The organism is Lysinibacillus sphaericus (genome assembly GCF_002982115.1).
GTDB classification, from domain to species: Bacteria; Bacillota; Bacilli; order Bacillales_A; family Planococcaceae; genus Lysinibacillus; species Lysinibacillus sphaericus.
The window spans coordinates 3,962,425-3,978,812 of record NZ_CP019980.1; the positions used below are offsets into that span (position 1 = coordinate 3,962,425).

Below are 16,388 nucleotides of genomic sequence, written 5' to 3' on the forward strand. Positions count from 1 at the left end.
TTTGAAACAGCATGAAGAAAAATAAAGATGCAATCTTACTTCCGAGAGTTATCATGGGGTAATTATACGTGGTTAATATCTAGCTCTCATCTTGCTTTGGTTCATCCTCCAATTTAGAATGGATAGCCATTCGTTGAAAAACTTTGACTCGATCAAATTGTACAAGTAAATGCTTTGTACGCTTTTCAAGCTTATATTTTAATAAGAACGCCCTTTGAATACGGTATTCAAATGCTTTTGGGCTAACATCCACAATAATCTCTTGGCCGTTCATAAATAGCACCTTTGTTTGCTTTTTATCAACTGCGATATAGTCGTCGATATGATGCACAGCAAACCAAATGCATTCAGGATGTAAGGGCGACTTACTAGGGAACCATAAAATATTAAAACGCTCATGGACAACAATAGGATTTTTATTCAGCTTACCTAATATCATCTTAGAGCCATCAAATGCCCCTCGTAGGCTAGATCCAAAATAACGAAGATTAAAATCCATTAATCTCGTAGGTGATAATTTAGAAATATATTGAAAGTCTCTTTCAATTACACGTGTACATAAATTTCCAAAGGCATCATACTCAGGCATATACAACATAGTTTCACTACTCATAATGTCTCCACAATTATAATGCAATGATTAATCCTCCTTAAATAGCATGTCTATTATCTGAATTAAAAAGGAATGTACATGTATTTTGTTGTAACCTATGTACTTCCTCGAGCATACCCTCGAGAGTTTTGTCTACTGAAGATCTATTCACCTCCCTTTTAGCCAAAAAAAGAAAGTTCACGTGGACTTATTGAAATCATTCAGTAATTTGCTATACTATTTACTTTCATTGTACTAAATACCTATTGTTACAATTATTGTATACCCTTAATTATCTATTGTCTATTAATTCTGACTTTTAACTCCATATTTTCTAAGAATAGATAAAAAAAGATCAACTCAACCTCCGTTGAATTGATCTTTTACTATTATTTATTGACCTGCACCATGACAGTTTTTAAATTTCTTTCCACTACCACATGGGCATAAATCATTTCGACCAATATTTTCTGCCTTACGTACAGGTTGTTTTTTCGGTGCTGGAGAACCGTCTTCTTTCGGATTCACAGCCTGACCTTTGGCAACCTCTTCACGTTCTAAGTTACTGCGAATTTCGGCTTTCATCGCATATTTCGCTACATCTTCACGAATGGAAGCGACCATATCCTCAAACATGGCAAAGCCTTCTTGTTGATATTCGCGTAATGGATCATTTTGACCATAAGCACGTAAGTGTATCCCTTGTCGTAATTGATCCATTGCGTCAATATGGTCAATCCACTTCGTATCAATCGAACGCAATAAGATAACTTTTTCAAACTCACGCATACGCTCTGGTGTAAGCTCTGCTTCTTTTTCAGCATAGCGTTGATGCACAGCGTCAGAAATAAGTGCAATAATGTCTTCAGCAGATTTACCTTGGAAATCAGCTACTTTTAATGTACCCTCTTCTAATAGATTTGCGGACACATAATCCTCAATTGCTTTTAAGTTCCAATCGTTCTGCTGCTCTCCTTGTGTATAAAGGCCAACAACATTATCAATTGATTCCTGAATCATGGACTCTACAAGTACACGCATATTTTCTGTTTCTAAAACATCATAACGTTCTTTGTAAATAATCTCACGTTGCTGACGTAAAACATCATCATATTGTAATAAACGTTTACGTGCATCGAAGTTATTCCCCTCAACACGTTTCTGCGCTGATTCTACAGCTCTTGATACTACTTTCGATTGTAATGGTTGAGAATCATCCATTCCTAGTCGCATCATCATCGACTTCATATTGTCAGAACCAAAGCGACGCATTAAATCATCTTCCAACGACAGGTAGAATTGCGTAACCCCTGGATTCCCCTGACGTCCAGAACGACCACGTAGCTGATTATCGATACGACGTGATTCGTGACGCTCTGTACCGATGACTGCTAAACCACCAATTTCTAATACACCTTCACCAGGTTTAATATCAGTACCACGACCAGCCATATTCGTTGCAATCGTAACGGCACCTTTTAAACCAGCATTGGCGATAATTTCCGCTTCGCGTTCATGGTTTTTCGCATTCAATACGTTATGTGGAATTTTATGTTTATTAAGCAACTGCGAAATAATTTCCGATGTTTCAATCGCAACTGTACCGACAAGTACAGGTTGTCCTGCCTTATGACGTTCAGCAATGTCAGCCGCCACCGCTTTATATTTCCCTTCCATCGAAGCGAAAATTAAATCTGGACGGTCATCACGCGCGATAGGCTTATTCGTTGGAATCGCAATAACACTCATATTGTAAATATTACGGAACTCTTCTTCTTCTGTTTTCGCTGTACCTGTCATACCCGCAAGTTTCTGATACATACGGAAATAGTTTTGGAATGTAATTGTAGCCATTGTCATCGATTCATTTTGAATCTCAACGCCCTCTTTAGCTTCAATTGCTTGATGGAGGCCATCCGAATAGCGACGCCCTTTCATTAAACGTCCCGTAAAGCCGTCAACAATGACAATTTCGCCATCTTGGACTACATAGTCAACATCATTATGCATACTCACATGTGCCTTTAGTGATTGGTTAATAGCATGATTTAATCGTACATGTGTTAAATCAAATAAATTGTCGATACCAAATGCTTTTTCGGCTTTTTCTACACCAGCATCCGTTAACGTAACACCTTTTGTCGACTCTTCATATGTGTAATCTGTATCTGCACTTAACATGCGGACAAATGCATTCGACTGCTTGTACAATTGTGCTGATTTCCCAGCCTGACCCGAAATAATTAATGGCGTACGTGCTTCATCAATTAAAATCGAGTCAACCTCATCGATAACAGCATAGTGTAACGGACGTTGCACACGTTCTTCTTTATAAAGCACCATATTGTCACGTAAATAGTCAAACCCTAACTCATTGTTTGTACTATACGTAATATCCGCTTCATATGCAGCGCGCTTCTCTTCTTTTGACAAACTGTTTAAATTTAAACCTACAGTAAGGCCTAAGAAATTATACAGTTGGCCCATCTCAGCAGCGTCACGACTAGCCAAGTATTCATTGACTGTTACAACATGCACGCCTTTGCCAGTAATAGCATTTAAATAAACCGCCATCGTCGCAGTTAACGTTTTACCTTCACCGGTTTTCATCTCTGAAATATTACCTTCATCAAGTGAGGCAGCACCCATGATTTGAACGCGGAAAGGATACATACCTAATACACGTTTGGAAGCCTCCCGACTCACCGCAAAAGCTTCAGCACGAATAGAATCTAATTTTTCGCCATCTGCATAACGCTTTTTAAATTCTTCTGTCTTCGCTTGTAGTTGGTCATCTGAAAGCTGTTCCATTTGAGAAGCGAATCCCTCAACTTGGTCAGCGATTTTTTCTAATTTTTTTAACTCACGTTTATTGAAATCAAATAATTTATTTAATAGGTTTGCCATGAATATTTTTCACTTCCTATACGAGTCTCAAATTTCATTTTACCATTGTGTAACAGTTTCATGCAAACAGTGTCCTTAAGCGCTAACTGAAATGGGATAAAGTAAGTTTAATTCACGAACTTTTCTACCTTTTATGTAATAAGTGTGTTATACAGATCAAAATTTTGCTAGTCGTATCGCAAGATTTAAATAATGAGCAGATGTGACACTCAAAAAAGCCTCCCGCAAAAGCGAGAGGCTTCCATCAATATATAATTTAAGTTGTTTCGATTAAGCCGTACTTGCCATCTTTACGTTTGTAAACAATGTTTGTACCATTTGATTCAGCATCAGTGAAAATATAGAAATCATGTCCTAACATATTCATCTGTAACACCGCTTCTTCTTGATCCATCGGTTTTAAATCAAATTGTTTTGTACGTACAATAGAATACTCTTCATCCTCTGTTACTGTATCAGCTACAGCTTGTGTTGTAGCAAAATAAAGTCCTGCACCTTCACGCTCACGGAATTTACGGTTTACTTTAGTTTTATGTTTGCGAATTTGTCGTTCTAATTTATCGACAATTAAATCGATCGCAGCATACATATCGTTATGACGTTCTTCTGCACGAAGTGTTAAGTTTTTCATTGGAATTGTAACTTCCACTTTTGTTTGTTTGTCATTGTAAACCTTTAAATTTACGTTAGCATTGGCGTTAACATCTTCGTTAAAATAACGTTCAACTTTTTCGATTTTATTTTCAACATACTCTCGAATAGCTGGAGTTACCTCAATATTTTCACCGCGAATGTTAAAGTTTAACATGTAAACTCCTCCTTTATAACTGCTATACTTTATATTTCTACACAAGTGTGTGAAATTCCTCTAAAATAATTCTTTTTTTCACAAGAAATTTTAAGAATTGATTTTTTTCATCTTGGCTTCGGCTGCCTCTTTTTTACGGCGGGCTTTTAGCTCATCAACAATCAAATCCTCGACAGCACCCTGATTATTGAAAAACACGCCATATTGTTTCCCATTGCCATAAGGGCGGCTCCAAATAACCTCTCCGTATACACGAATTTCTCTTGTATCCAAAACAAAACGCAAATCAAGTGGTGCAGGACGTAAACCTAAATCGACCTCGGTAAACATCTTTAATCCCCTCGGACTAATATCTAACAAATCAGCGATTGCCGTTTGTGCATGATTCACTTTGCCATTTTCATATACCGCAAAGGTCATATTAACAGGCTCGTCAAATTTAAACCGGAAGCCTTCTTGACGTTTAAATTTCATTTTCCCCACCCCAATACTTTTCAAACATATCATTAGCTTGATTATGACATGAATGAATGATTTTCATCTAGAGGGAATTAGTAACATATTTGACCATTTAATGACCTAATTTATAACTAGATGGACTATTTCCCTTGTCGAATTTTGTGTTATCGTAATTACACTATCTATTACAAAGAAAAGAGACCATCATCTAGCGATGGTCTCTAATTTTTTTATTAAACTTGTGCATTATTCCCATTACCGAATTGTTGCTGTCGATTAATGCGAATCACTTCTTTCCATGTATCACGGAATTCCGTCACAAATCCTTCAACTTCTTCAATGATACTAACATCATTTTGGATATTTGCTTCTACTAAACGACGATTCATATATTCATAAAGAGCAAACATATTATTCGACACTTCAATGTCCATATTAAGTGTTGCCATAAGCTCACTAATAATCGCTTGTGCTTTTATTAAATTTGTATTTTTGTCTTGAATATTCTTATCTTGAATCGCAAGTTTAGCTTTACTTAAGAACTTTAAACATCCATTATAAAGCATTAATGTAAGCTCTCCAGGTGAAGCAGTTGTGACACTATTTTGCTTATACGCGTTTTGTGCTGTTAAATTTGCTGCCAAGAATGGACAACTCCTTTTAGATGTTACTTATTTACTATTTTAAACCATTCAACGAAGAAAAGCTAATGGTGAAATTAATTTTTCTTGTCGTAATACATCCCGTCCATAACACGGACATTGCCATATGGATTGAAGTATTGCGCTTCACTTTTTTTCGTTTTTTGAAGGTTTGCCATATCCTGCTTTACTGCGCTCATTACAGCAGCCAATCGTTCTTTAATACCATTATCTAATTCAAGCAAAGTACGATGAACACGATCTTGTTCATCAAAATGAAAACCTTCTTGTTTTAAATCATTGATAATTATTCCACGCTTGTCCAACATATTATTAATCTTATCTACATAGTCATCACGATCTTCGCCATTAGGGATATCACCTAATAATTTATATAGATTCGCAGATGCCTGCAATAGTTGATTTGTTAGTTGCATAAACTTCTCCTACCTTGCTTAATTAAAAACTTGATCATCCTTGCGCGAACATGCTTGATTGAGAATTCGCTTTATTAATCGCTTGTTCCATTGCAGTAAATTGCTTCCAATAACGCGACTCGATATCTTCAAGTTTTCGCTTCCAAGTACTAATTCGACTTTCTGTATCTACCAAGTTTTTCCCGATAGCATATTGCGCGTCAGTCATTGTAGAGCGACCAGCTTTTTTCTCAATAGTAATTTCAAATGATTTCATAGATTCACGTAATTTATCGATATAACCACGTGTATCGACCGTTTTACCACCTACTATATCTTCTTTTTTACCTTCACTATTTTTAAACAATTTTTCAACTGCATCTGGATCTTCTTCTAAAACTTTGCGCAATTTCGTTTCATCGATTTGCAATGAACCGCCATCATTATAGTTTTTAGATGTAGTTATTCCAATACTAAATAACGTATTATATTTAGAATCGATAGCAGGATTAGATTGATACACTAATGAACGCATGTTAGATAGTCCTTCACGGATAAGCGTATCTCCTCGAAGTAAGCCACTCTTAGCTTTTTCTTCCCAAAGTTTAATTTCATTTTCGGACATATTTTCTTTTTGCTCGCTAGTTAATGGCTTATAATCACGGTATTTTGTTTCTTTCGTTTGATCATTTAAATCTTTTATAAAGCCATTATAAGTAGTGACAAATTCTTTAATTTTAGTCATAATATCGTCAACATTTGTTGTTGAAGTCATTGTCACCGCTTGCGCTTTTGGTGCGGCATTGACCTTTGTGTCGTCTACACTACCATCAGGGTTTAAAATACCAGCTGCATTAGCATCTGCTTTTGCTGCAGTTTGCGTACTCGTAGCCTCATTTAAACGTGTAACCGCTGCTTTTTCATCAGCATCTGCAGTTAAGTAATCTTTACGCAAAATATTTTGTTCCGCTAGTGCATTAAATTCAGCCTTTTTCTGCGGTGTTAAATTATTCCAAACTTCTTTTTGTTTATCAGTTAAATCTTCAACTCTTTTAGAACCATCTTGCAAACCTTTAATTAAAGTATCGCCAAATTGGCTATACTTTTGTTTTAAATCATCTGCTTGCGCTTTTTCAGAATATGTTTTTAGTGTCGCAGAATCTGTTGCAATTAAATTAGTTAAATCATCTTTGCTTAAAGATTTTAATACATCTTTTACTTCTTGTGTAAATTCCGTATTATCGTCTATATCTTTACGAATTTTATCAATTGAATCATTGCTGTTATACGAGAAGCGTTTTAGTGCATCAATAGCATTTTGATCAAAATCTTTTAATTTTGTACCATACTGTTCGTATTCAGCTTGCGTTTTAAAAGCGTTTAATTGCGTTGTATCAAGTGAAGATAAAGCTTGCAATTCGCTATCTGTTAAAGATTGGAATTTCTCGATTTTCTCTAGACTTAGGCCACTTTCATCAATTGCCTTCCTAATTTGCTCGACTGATTGACCTGCAGATAATTTATCATTGATGAAACTAGCTTCATCATCTGCTAAGCCTTTCCAAAAAGCGTTTCCTAGTTTATTGTATTGCACTTGTTGTGACAAAGATAATGTATTACCAAAAGCGGTTGTATAAGCCGTATCATGGTTCGCTGTGTAACTATTGATATCACTAGCACCATAAGCATTTTGCTTAGTTATAAGATTTGCTTGTTTAGTTGCTAAATTGTCAGTAGCATTTTTAAATTCTTCAACAGCGGCTTTATATTTATCTGAAATTGTTTGAAGACCATTGAATGTATCTTTTAACGTTACATTATAGCCTGAAATCAAAAACGTATTTGTTGTACGTTCTGTTGCTATGCCATTAACAGTGAAAATAGCATTTTTTCCTTCTGTATTTTGAACTTTACTAGGGTCGGCAAATCCTAACTTATTGAAAATATCTACTCCGCCTGTAACTTTGATTTCCTCATCACCTTTAACATCACCAGTGTTTTTGGCAGTAAAGGAGAATCGACCATTTTCAAATACAGCGTCAATCCCTGCATTACTAGAATTCACCTTGCTAATAAACTGATTGACAGTCATATCAGAAGTAATTTCAATTTTTGTTGCCTCACTTGCTAATTGACCGTTCTTTTGAATAGCTTTAAACTCAATAGTCCCTGTTGCCCCTAAATCAGCCATTTTCGTAGAACCTACAGCATTTACTTGCTCCCCTACTTTACGAGCCGCAGTAGCTAATTGTGAAACACCCTCAATTGAAAGTGAGCCAGCAGCACTGCCTGTTGCAGTAGCAGATACTAAATTAGAATTTGAACTTGCCGCAGTTTTAGAAATAAGACTCTTTAATACTAGATTATCTGAAATATACGTATCGAATGTTTTAAGCTTTGTATTCACACCGCGATATGCATCACGTTGCCATTCATAAGTTTGTTTCTTTTGATATAATTTGTTTAATGGTGCTCTTTCCGCATTCATTAATTTTTTTACAATTGAATCTATATCCATTCCTGATGCTAATCCACCGATTCGATTTACCATTTTAATTTCCTCCTAAATATGCTTATATTTTTTCGTCTACAATCATTCCTAATAACTTTTGCATCTCATAAAAAGCATCCAAAAGTTTTTTGGGAGGGATTTCCTTTACAACTTTTTCTGTTTTAGTATCCACAACTTGTACAAAGTAACGATCTAACCCGTCGTGTAAAACAAATTTAGAAGCATTATGATTGATTTGTAAAAATTCATTTACAGTATCTACGGCATGTTGCAGCTTCTCTTTAGATATTTCTTGTACGTCAGCAGTAGGTAGATTTTCTCCTTGTGATTGCGTTACTAATTGAGCTTTACTAGTAGTCATCGTAGTTTCCTCTATAACTGCTTGCTTCGCAACTGTAGATGACGCTGCAGTTCCTACATCTGTAGATTGTCCTTGAGCTGCAATACGCATAATATGTAACCTCCTAAACTTTTCTTATTCTTATATTTAATATCGGAAGTTTTTAGGAATGTTTCACCTTTTACTAATTTTGATGATATTTTTACAAGAAAAAAGCCTCGAGTTCAGATTTTGTCTGAATCAGAAGCTTTTAAAAATTTTTAATCTTTGTTATCTGTAAGCTAAAAAAGAAGCAATTAGTTTTTATTCCTCTAATATTTTTCTACTTTTTATTACCACGTGTACCTCTGAAAAAAATCAGATTTATTTAAAGATAGTTGTATTTCATCTATACTACGCAAATAATTCTACTAAGCCCTTACTTACATTCTTTTCTTCCAAAGTAATTAATGCCTTTCTATATAAATCTATAGCACCAGCACCAAATCTATATTTTCCTTTTATGAAAAAATTTAACTTATTACAAAAATATTCTATAGATTTATTGTTATACAAAATGGGTGTGCACCAGCTTAATGGCGGTTAAAAATATTATCTTTAATAATTTCAAAAAAACCACAGAAAATGAAAAAAGGGAACAGAAATATAATAGTAAATATATGGATTTTCTGATTTAACTTTCAAAATTTCTCGATGGATAGTTAAATACTCTAAAACACCAATTATTGAAACCATTTTAGCTTTTGTATTTTTATCACTAACCACTAAATCGATTATTCCTACTTCTATAATAATTCCACTTGGTTTGAGGAACATCACAACCCCTACTATTCTTATAAATATAGCAGCGCTTTTATAAAGTAACCTAAACCTGCACCAATATCAATAACTTTATCAGATTCTATATCAGAATCATTTTTTAAACACTCTGACAAAAATTGGCCTTAGGATTATAAATTTTTTCTATTCGAGTGTTCCATGCTATTAATGACTCAGCAGAATAATAACTAGAATAATCAGTCACCATATCAAAGTTCTCTGTATCTTTAATGTCAGCATTAAGATCATTATAAAACTTTTCTCATTATTTATTAATTACTTATCACAATTTTTATATTTTTCACGTTTTGGTTGAGCCAATGCTATTGAAGCTATGGAAATCGAGAATTTTAGTATCTAATATATCTCCTAAGCTTTTTCCATTTTCCAAATATTAATTTAACCCTATTTTACCATAATATACTGAATCTACCCACTTACCTTCCGTCCAATGCGTATCTTTAAATCGACCTTCTTGAGTAAATTCAAGCTCTTTAAAAAATTTTATCTTTGCTTCATCAATAGAATAAATTTCTGCCCATAGTCTATGTAGATTCAGCTCTTCAAATCCATACTTCTCCATTAATTGTGCAGCTTCGATTGCAAATGAAGCGTCAATATAAAGATTATTCTTACCTATATAAATACTAAAATCTGCATTTCGATTAACCCAATCAATATAACAAAGACCACATGCACCAATTAACTTTTCTGTTGCTAGCTCAACAATAGCAAACATTATCGTATTCGGATCATTTATTACATATTTTTCAAACCACAGTAACTGGTTTTCACTATTTAGTTCACGATACTCTCGAAAAAAACGTCGAAACTCAGGATTATTACGCCATTGAAGTAGTTGAGTTAAATCTGTTTTCTCAATCGCACGCAATCCTACTAAATTACCTTTCAACATTCATATCACCTCGGTAAATTGGCTGTCCCGCAAGTTTATTAACCTTTAATCTCTTACCAACTACTAGGCTTTTTTCATATGGAAAATAAATATTATCAGGAGCTGGTCGTAAAAATTCAAGATCTTCAGCACAAATAATATCGCCAAGTTTTTTTTCTTTATTTAAATAGATTCCTCTACGTTGAACTATCTCTGTTTCTTGCTCATTGTTCTCAATGATTTTTACTCCATTACCTAATGAGCTCTCAAGTTCTCTTGCGTTTTTGATCATATCTCTCCAAGTATAAGGGTTCATAGAAAATGGGTGATCTGGCCCTTTTCTATTGTTATCATCGGTAAAATGTTTTTCAATGACCCTTGCACCTAGGGTTATAGCACCCAGCACAGTTGCATGTCCTGGTGTATGATCAGACAATCCTAAAATCATATTAGGATACATTGTATTATATGTTTTTAAAACATTTAAATTTATGTATTTAAAGTTTTCAATATTCCCTGTGTAATTAGTATTACATTGCATTAATATGACCTTATCATTGTATTTTATAATTTCTTCTACTGCACGCTGTACATCAGTAAAATTAGACGCCCCTGTTGCAAGAAGAGTAGGTTTATTTTTCTTGGCTATATGTTGAATAAAGTCTATCCATGTAATATCACCAGAGCCAATTTTATATACATCTACCAAAGAATCAATTTCTTCTACTGCTTCAATATCATACGGTGTTGTAAAAAAATCAATTCCTGCTAAATCTGCTTCTTTTTTTAATTCATAATTCCAATCACGCTTTAACTCATAGTCTTTAAAAACTTCAAAAACGCTTTTTTCCCAATTGGCTTGATGGCTTGACTGCTTTAAATGCTGAAAACCGTAATCACTGACAATTTTTTCAGCTTTAAAATGCTGAAATTTTACAGCGTCAGCTCCAGCTTCTTTACAAAGCCAAATTAGCTCCTTAGCTCTTCCCAAATCTGCATCATGGTTGGATGCGATATCTGCTATAAAATAAGTCGGATTATTTATGGAGATAGACTTACCGCAAATTGTTATTTCACTTAGGTAATTCATACAAAACACCTTCTTTATATCTTTTTACAACCCAATCTACTACTTCTTTTGATGTTGGTATTTTATCTTTCCCTATCAAATTAGCTAACTTTTGTATATCTAAGCCCAATGAGTCAGCTCTTTTCACTTCCTGCCTTAAATTTTGGAGCGTGTCTTCATATACTAAATGCTTTTTTCCTAACTTTTCTGCAATTTCAGTAATAAATTCATATTTTGAAACTACATCTGAAGCACCTATATTAACTACACCAGTTACTTGTTTTAGAATTAACTCATACAAAATTTCAGAAAAACGCTCCACATCAATACTCGACGTATAAAAATCTGTAAATGCATGTATCTTTTTATTTTCTTCTAATGAATTTAATATCCATTCAATAAAAGTTGGTTTTCCTTCTTGTCCTTTAAAACCTACTATATTAGTCCTAACTATTAATGTCTTCTCATATAAATTTGTCAAAACTTCCCCAATATATTTCGTACGAGCATATTCATTCAACAATTGAATACTATCATCTTCATTATGAACATTATTATTGTCACCTAAATAATAATGATCGGTTGAAATTTGTATATAATAGAGATTTAATTTATCACACATAGCTGCTAATATCGCTGGAAGTCTACTGTTAATTAAATAAGCTTGTTCAGGATTGTTTTCACACTCCAGTAAATTTATAATAGCAGTTGTATTAATAACTACATCCGGTTGCTCTTTAAGAATGAAAGTTGTTAATCTCTCTAAATCTTCAAGTAAATCGACTTGAAGATCAGCCTTTGCTCTAGCAGCTGTTACTACCTTCTGGTTCTTTTTATTTAGCACTTGAACTAACATTTTACCAAGCATTCCATTTGAACCTATTATTAAATATTTCAATGCTACTCACCTAATTTTTTTTGCTCAATATGTTCATTTATTTTTATAAGCGCTGGTTCTTTTGTTAATTTTTCTAATAGAATATCTAAATCAAAATCCGGATTTTTTGGATACAAATCATTAAGTAGAATTGATATTAATTCTAGGTCTTCAGGAGTATCCACAGTGAGACGTAGATTACTATGGTCTTCACTCTCTAGAGTATATTGACCAATATTAAATTTAGTTGAGTTTAAATAAAAATAAGGAGTTACATGCTCTCGTTCATACTCCAAACTAGCATTCATAAATGCTTCAGTTAATATCTCCATTGAAAAAACTTCAGTATCCATACCTCTAGGGAATGTTCTCAATTGAGTATTTGATACATAATCATACTCATTATCTAAATACATTTGGATAATATTATTAATAATTACGGGGTCTATTAAAGGACAATCAGATGTTATTCTCACTACTACATCAGCTTCATATTTCAGGGCAGCGTGATAATAACGTGCTAATACATCACTCTCTGAACCAATAAAATAATCAATGCCTAACTCATTACATAAATTCACAATTCCTTCATTTCCATAAGGCGTAGTTGCTATTACCAATTGATCAATTAAAGAGGCTTTTTCCATCCTTTCTATTTGATAGGCTAAAAGAGGCTTTCCATTTACTTCTTTTAACACCTTACCTGGTAATCTTGTAGAACCCATTCTTGCTTGTACAATAGCTACTATTCTCACTACCATCAACTCTTTTATAAATTTTTTTAAATTAATTGTCTTAGCTGCTCAACTGTTAACCACTCTGTATTATTATCACTCGTATAAGCAAATCCATCAGGCAATGCTTTACCTGCATTTAATTGCTCTTGAGCAAACCAACCAAGCTCCGGTTGGATAACATAAAAATTATCAAATTCTAATGTATGACGAGCATCATCTTCCATAATCATCGCTTCATGTAATTTCTCACCTGGACGAATTCCGATTATTTCTATTTCGCATTCAGGTGCAACCGCTTTTGCTAAATCTGTTACCTTCATGCTCGGAATCTTTGGTACAAAAATTTCTCCACCGTTCATCCGTTCTAAATTATCTATTACAAATTGTACTCCCTGATCTAGAGTTATCCAAAAACGTGTCATACGCTCATCTGTAATTGGTAATTTACCTGTGTCTTTAATCTTTTTAAAAAAAGGTACTACACTACCACGACTTCCTACTACGTTACCATAGCGTACAACAGCAAATCGAGTTTTCTTTTCTCCTACATAAGCGTTAGCCGCAACAAATAATTTATCTGATGCAAGTTTTGTTGCACCGTATAAATTTACAGGAGAGCAGGCTTTATCAGTAGATAATGCAATGACCTTTTTTACGCCTCGATCTATTGCTGCTTCGATAATGTTTTGTGCACCATGAATGTTCGTTTTAACCGCTTCAAACGGGTTATATTCACATGCATCTACATGCTTCATGGCCGCTGCGTGAATGACAATATCCACACCATCAAATGCACGATATAAACGGTCTTTATCGCGCACATCACCAATAAAGAATCGAATACGTTCATCTTGTAATTCTTGTTTCATTTCATATTGTTTCAGTTCATCGCGACTGAAAACTATGATTTTTTTCACACCTAGTGTAAGTGCTTTTCTAATGAATTTTTTACCAAAAGAGCCTGTACCACCTGTTACTAATACCACTTTATCTGTTAAAACACTCATTGTATTTCCCCTTATCTATGTATCATATAGATATTATATCGGATAATTTTAACGTATTTCTACATTTGAATAATAAATATATTATTTAATGTATTATCGCTTCTTTTTTTATTAATTTAGCTTTCAACCTCCGCAACCATTTTTCTACCAATGTTTTAATTTTTAAAGAAAATAAAAAACACTTTTTGATTTAAAATATACATTCAAAAAGTGCCCTTTAATTTAACTATCAGCTAATACCTATTATTTTCAAGCTTCTATTTGCTCAAAATATGGCAAGACTTCATATTCAAAAATATCAGCTACAAGGACAAAATCCTGTTTTTCTAAACCTTCATTGATAAGATTTAAATATTCTTCCAATTGATGTTTATCTAAATTCGTATTGACCCCTTGGTCAGTTAAAATTTCTTCCATTTGTTTAATCCACGTAATACCTTCTGAGAAATTCAGGATTTCATTTAATGCCATGGGAATTTTATCAGTTCTCAAATTATCTGCAATATATTGTATTCCTGCTGGTATTTTTGCTACATATTTAAAATATTCATCTACAATCTCTGTTTTATCCATGTTAACACCCTCCGAATTCATCTAATGCAACTCTAGTAAATTTTAAAGATTTTTCAGTTGCCTCTAACATATTTTCATAAAGATACATATTTTGTTTATGTATTTGTTTGAAATTATCTATTCTCTCACTTTGTTTTTTATCCGTAGTCATTCGCATTACATCCATAGTAATTGGATCAACAATTCTTTCCATTATAACTTGTGGATAATATTCCTTCAATTTTGAATCTATTTTATCTAATTTTTTTAAAGTACTAGTTGTAAAGACAGTATTATTTCTCTCTTCTTTTAAAAGATGAATTGCATCCACTAGTAATTTCTTGATTTTTAAATAGACTTGTATTTCTTGATTCATAAATTCTTTATAGTTTACTTCGTTATCATTTATATATTTTTGCAACTCTAACTTAGTAATTTTATTTTTAGGATTAATATAACTTTCACAAAATGCTACGAAATCTATTTGTGGCATACCATTAATCTTTACACCACCTTCAGTACAATTATAGATTTTATGATGATGCTGTAAGTTTTGATATAATTTTTCTAAACTTTTTCTCATACTATTAAACTGGTGATTCGTCTTTACAGTTTCTCCATAGTACCCTTCCACTTCAAATGTCATATCTTTTTTAAAAAAATCATCTGTTAACTCACTGTAATGGTTATTATTTTCCGCATGGGATTTATTGTTCGTATATGCAAGATCTTGTCCAATGATTGCTATAGGTCCCGTACTAATTTTACTTGCAACTTCTAATGCAGTAATAGCAACTGTACCACCAGTTGATAGCATTGGTAAATCTTTACCTAGACCTTCTTTAATACGTTTTTGAATACTATCTTCTCCATAAAAACAAAAGCTATAGCGGTTTCCTTTAAAACTTCTTTCTATTTTCCACGCATTCCCTAATCCGTAAATTAAATCAAAATCATAACATTTAATGTTTTTAAAGTGTAAATAGTTACTTTCTCCACCATCCATTGTTACTACATAGTCAGGAATAATGCCTGCAGCCAATAAAGAATTAATTGTAGAACCAGCACATATTATCAAACATTTATCTTTAATCTTTTTTAACAATGGTAATTGTTTTGTTAAGGATGGTCCACCTGAAGCTAAGATTACTGGGCAATCATATTTATTGTAAAGTACTTTTAAACTTTGATCTTTATGAACATAGTATAAATTCATTATGTAATTTTCCTGCCATAAATCACCAAAGAATCTTATTGTGTTTTCATTTACAATATCCTCAATTTGAATATGGCGAATATAATCAAGAAATTCTTTATATTCTCTTTCAAAAATTTTATCGTAATTAGGTGAAATTAGTATATTGACCTTACGATTAAATTCAGCAATATAATCTTCTGAACGTTTACAAAAATCTTGCAAATCAGTAAAAATGTCTTCAATTGAATCCTTATTCTCAAAATTTAAACTAGTAAATAAAGGATCATATACTAATATATCAGTATTACCATACTTTTTTGTAATAGCATTAGCTATATACCCTAGACCATAACCAAAGAGTATATTTAAATACCCTTCTTTGTAGTTACTATTTATGTATTTTTCAGCTTCTGCTTCTGGATTGTAATTACTATGTAAATAGTACCCGTTAACTTTTGCATTTGGCTTTTCGTTTTTTGTTTGTAAATAAATTATTTCTAAATCTTCCATAAGATCCTCCTTGCTTCTCATAGTGAGGCCTCTCCCTGTAAGAAGAGTT

The 16,388-nt window shown here is 33.2% G+C and carries 15 protein-coding genes; all 15 read right to left on the minus strand.

Annotation, left to right across the window (positions count from 1 at the left end):
- Positions 1-79: 79 nt before the first annotated feature.
- Positions 80-637, minus strand: a complete 558-nt coding sequence (locus LS41612_RS19505) for a competence protein ComK (protein WP_024362492.1) — start codon at positions 635-637, stop codon at positions 80-82.
- 348 nt (positions 638-985) lie between these two features.
- Positions 986-3,499 carry a preprotein translocase subunit SecA gene (gene secA, locus LS41612_RS19510; protein WP_024362491.1) on the minus strand — a complete coding sequence of 838 codons (2,514 nt, stop codon included), beginning with the start codon at positions 3,497-3,499 and terminating at the stop codon, positions 986-988.
- Between the two features lie 256 nt (positions 3,500-3,755).
- The gene (gene hpf / locus LS41612_RS19515; RefSeq protein WP_024362490.1) at positions 3,756-4,307 is read right to left on the minus strand and encodes a ribosome hibernation-promoting factor, HPF/YfiA family; all 552 of its coding nucleotides are present in this window, start codon (positions 4,305-4,307) and stop codon (positions 3,756-3,758) included.
- Positions 4,308-4,397: 90 nt separating this feature from the next.
- A complete protein-coding gene (locus LS41612_RS19520) occupies positions 4,398-4,781 on the minus strand; it encodes a PilZ domain-containing protein (protein WP_024362489.1) in 384 nt (127 codons plus the stop codon).
- 218 nt (positions 4,782-4,999) lie between these two features.
- On the minus strand, positions 5,000-5,410 hold the full coding sequence (fliS, locus tag LS41612_RS19525) for a flagellar export chaperone FliS (protein ID WP_024362488.1): 411 nt from the start codon (positions 5,408-5,410) through the stop codon (positions 5,000-5,002).
- Between the two features lie 74 nt (positions 5,411-5,484).
- Complete coding sequence (gene fliT / locus LS41612_RS19530) at positions 5,485-5,844, minus strand: flagellar protein FliT (protein ID WP_024362487.1); 360 nt, start codon at positions 5,842-5,844, stop codon at positions 5,485-5,487.
- 34 nt (positions 5,845-5,878) lie between these two features.
- Complete coding sequence (gene fliD / locus LS41612_RS19535; RefSeq protein ID WP_024362486.1) at positions 5,879-8,374, minus strand: flagellar filament capping protein FliD; 2,496 nt, start codon at positions 8,372-8,374, stop codon at positions 5,879-5,881.
- Between the two features lie 22 nt (positions 8,375-8,396).
- Complete coding sequence (locus LS41612_RS19540; RefSeq protein ID WP_024362485.1) at positions 8,397-8,786, minus strand: flagellar protein FlaG; 390 nt, start codon at positions 8,784-8,786, stop codon at positions 8,397-8,399.
- Between the two features lie 1,102 nt (positions 8,787-9,888).
- Positions 9,889-10,410, minus strand: coding sequence for a GNAT family N-acetyltransferase (locus LS41612_RS19550; RefSeq protein ID WP_024362483.1), 522 nt, complete (start codon positions 10,408-10,410; stop codon positions 9,889-9,891).
- A complete protein-coding gene (locus tag LS41612_RS19555) occupies positions 10,397-11,479 on the minus strand; it encodes an N-acetylneuraminate synthase family protein (RefSeq protein WP_024362482.1) in 1,083 nt (360 codons plus the stop codon). Before LS41612_RS19555 ends, LS41612_RS19550 begins: the two co-directional genes overlap by 14 nt.
- Positions 11,463-12,356 (minus strand): SDR family oxidoreductase, encoded by an 894-nt coding sequence (locus LS41612_RS19560; RefSeq protein WP_024362481.1) that lies wholly within the window; start codon positions 12,354-12,356, stop codon positions 11,463-11,465. Before LS41612_RS19560 ends, LS41612_RS19555 begins: the two co-directional genes overlap by 17 nt.
- Positions 12,357-12,358: 2 nt before the next feature.
- A complete protein-coding gene (locus LS41612_RS19565; RefSeq protein WP_024362480.1) occupies positions 12,359-13,090 on the minus strand; it encodes a cytidylyltransferase domain-containing protein in 732 nt (243 codons plus the stop codon).
- A 26-nt stretch (positions 13,091-13,116) separates the two neighbouring features.
- Positions 13,117-14,079, minus strand: a complete 963-nt coding sequence (gene pseB / locus LS41612_RS19570) for a UDP-N-acetylglucosamine 4,6-dehydratase (inverting) (protein WP_029747213.1) — start codon at positions 14,077-14,079, stop codon at positions 13,117-13,119.
- A 249-nt stretch (positions 14,080-14,328) separates the two neighbouring features.
- Positions 14,329-14,652 carry a DUF8042 domain-containing protein gene (locus LS41612_RS19575; protein WP_024362479.1) on the minus strand — a complete coding sequence of 108 codons (324 nt, stop codon included), beginning with the start codon at positions 14,650-14,652 and terminating at the stop codon, positions 14,329-14,331.
- A 1-nt stretch (position 14,653) separates the two neighbouring features.
- The gene (locus LS41612_RS19580) at positions 14,654-16,339 is read right to left on the minus strand and encodes a motility associated factor glycosyltransferase family protein (protein WP_024362478.1); all 1,686 of its coding nucleotides are present in this window, start codon (positions 16,337-16,339) and stop codon (positions 14,654-14,656) included.
- Positions 16,340-16,388: the final 49 nt, after the last annotated feature.

Bases quoted from the DNA above. Each gene is read 5' to 3' on its own strand.
- fliT (WP_024362487.1), bottom strand. From the start codon at position 5,844: ATGCAACTAACAAATCAACTATTGCAGGCATCTGCGAATCTATATAAA.
- fliD (WP_024362486.1), bottom strand. From the start codon at position 8,374: ATGGTAAATCGAATCGGTGGATTAGCATCAGGAATGGATATAGATTCA.
- hpf (WP_024362490.1), bottom strand. From the start codon at position 4,307: ATGTTAAACTTTAACATTCGCGGTGAAAATATTGAGGTAACTCCAGCT.
- secA (WP_024362491.1), bottom strand. From the start codon at position 3,499: ATGGCAAACCTATTAAATAAATTATTTGATTTCAATAAACGTGAGTTA.
- LS41612_RS19575 (WP_024362479.1), bottom strand. From the start codon at position 14,652: ATGGATAAAACAGAGATTGTAGATGAATATTTTAAATATGTAGCAAAA.
- pseB (WP_029747213.1), bottom strand. From the start codon at position 14,079: ATGAGTGTTTTAACAGATAAAGTGGTATTAGTAACAGGTGGTACAGGC.
- LS41612_RS19550 (WP_024362483.1), bottom strand. From the start codon at position 10,410: ATGTTGAAAGGTAATTTAGTAGGATTGCGTGCGATTGAGAAAACAGAT.
- LS41612_RS19580 (WP_024362478.1), bottom strand. From the start codon at position 16,339: ATGGAAGATTTAGAAATAATTTATTTACAAACAAAAAACGAAAAGCCA.
- LS41612_RS19540 (WP_024362485.1), bottom strand. From the start codon at position 8,786: ATGCGTATTGCAGCTCAAGGACAATCTACAGATGTAGGAACTGCAGCG.
- LS41612_RS19520 (WP_024362489.1), bottom strand. From the start codon at position 4,781: ATGAAATTTAAACGTCAAGAAGGCTTCCGGTTTAAATTTGACGAGCCT.
- LS41612_RS19555 (WP_024362482.1), bottom strand. From the start codon at position 11,479: ATGAATTACCTAAGTGAAATAACAATTTGCGGTAAGTCTATCTCCATA.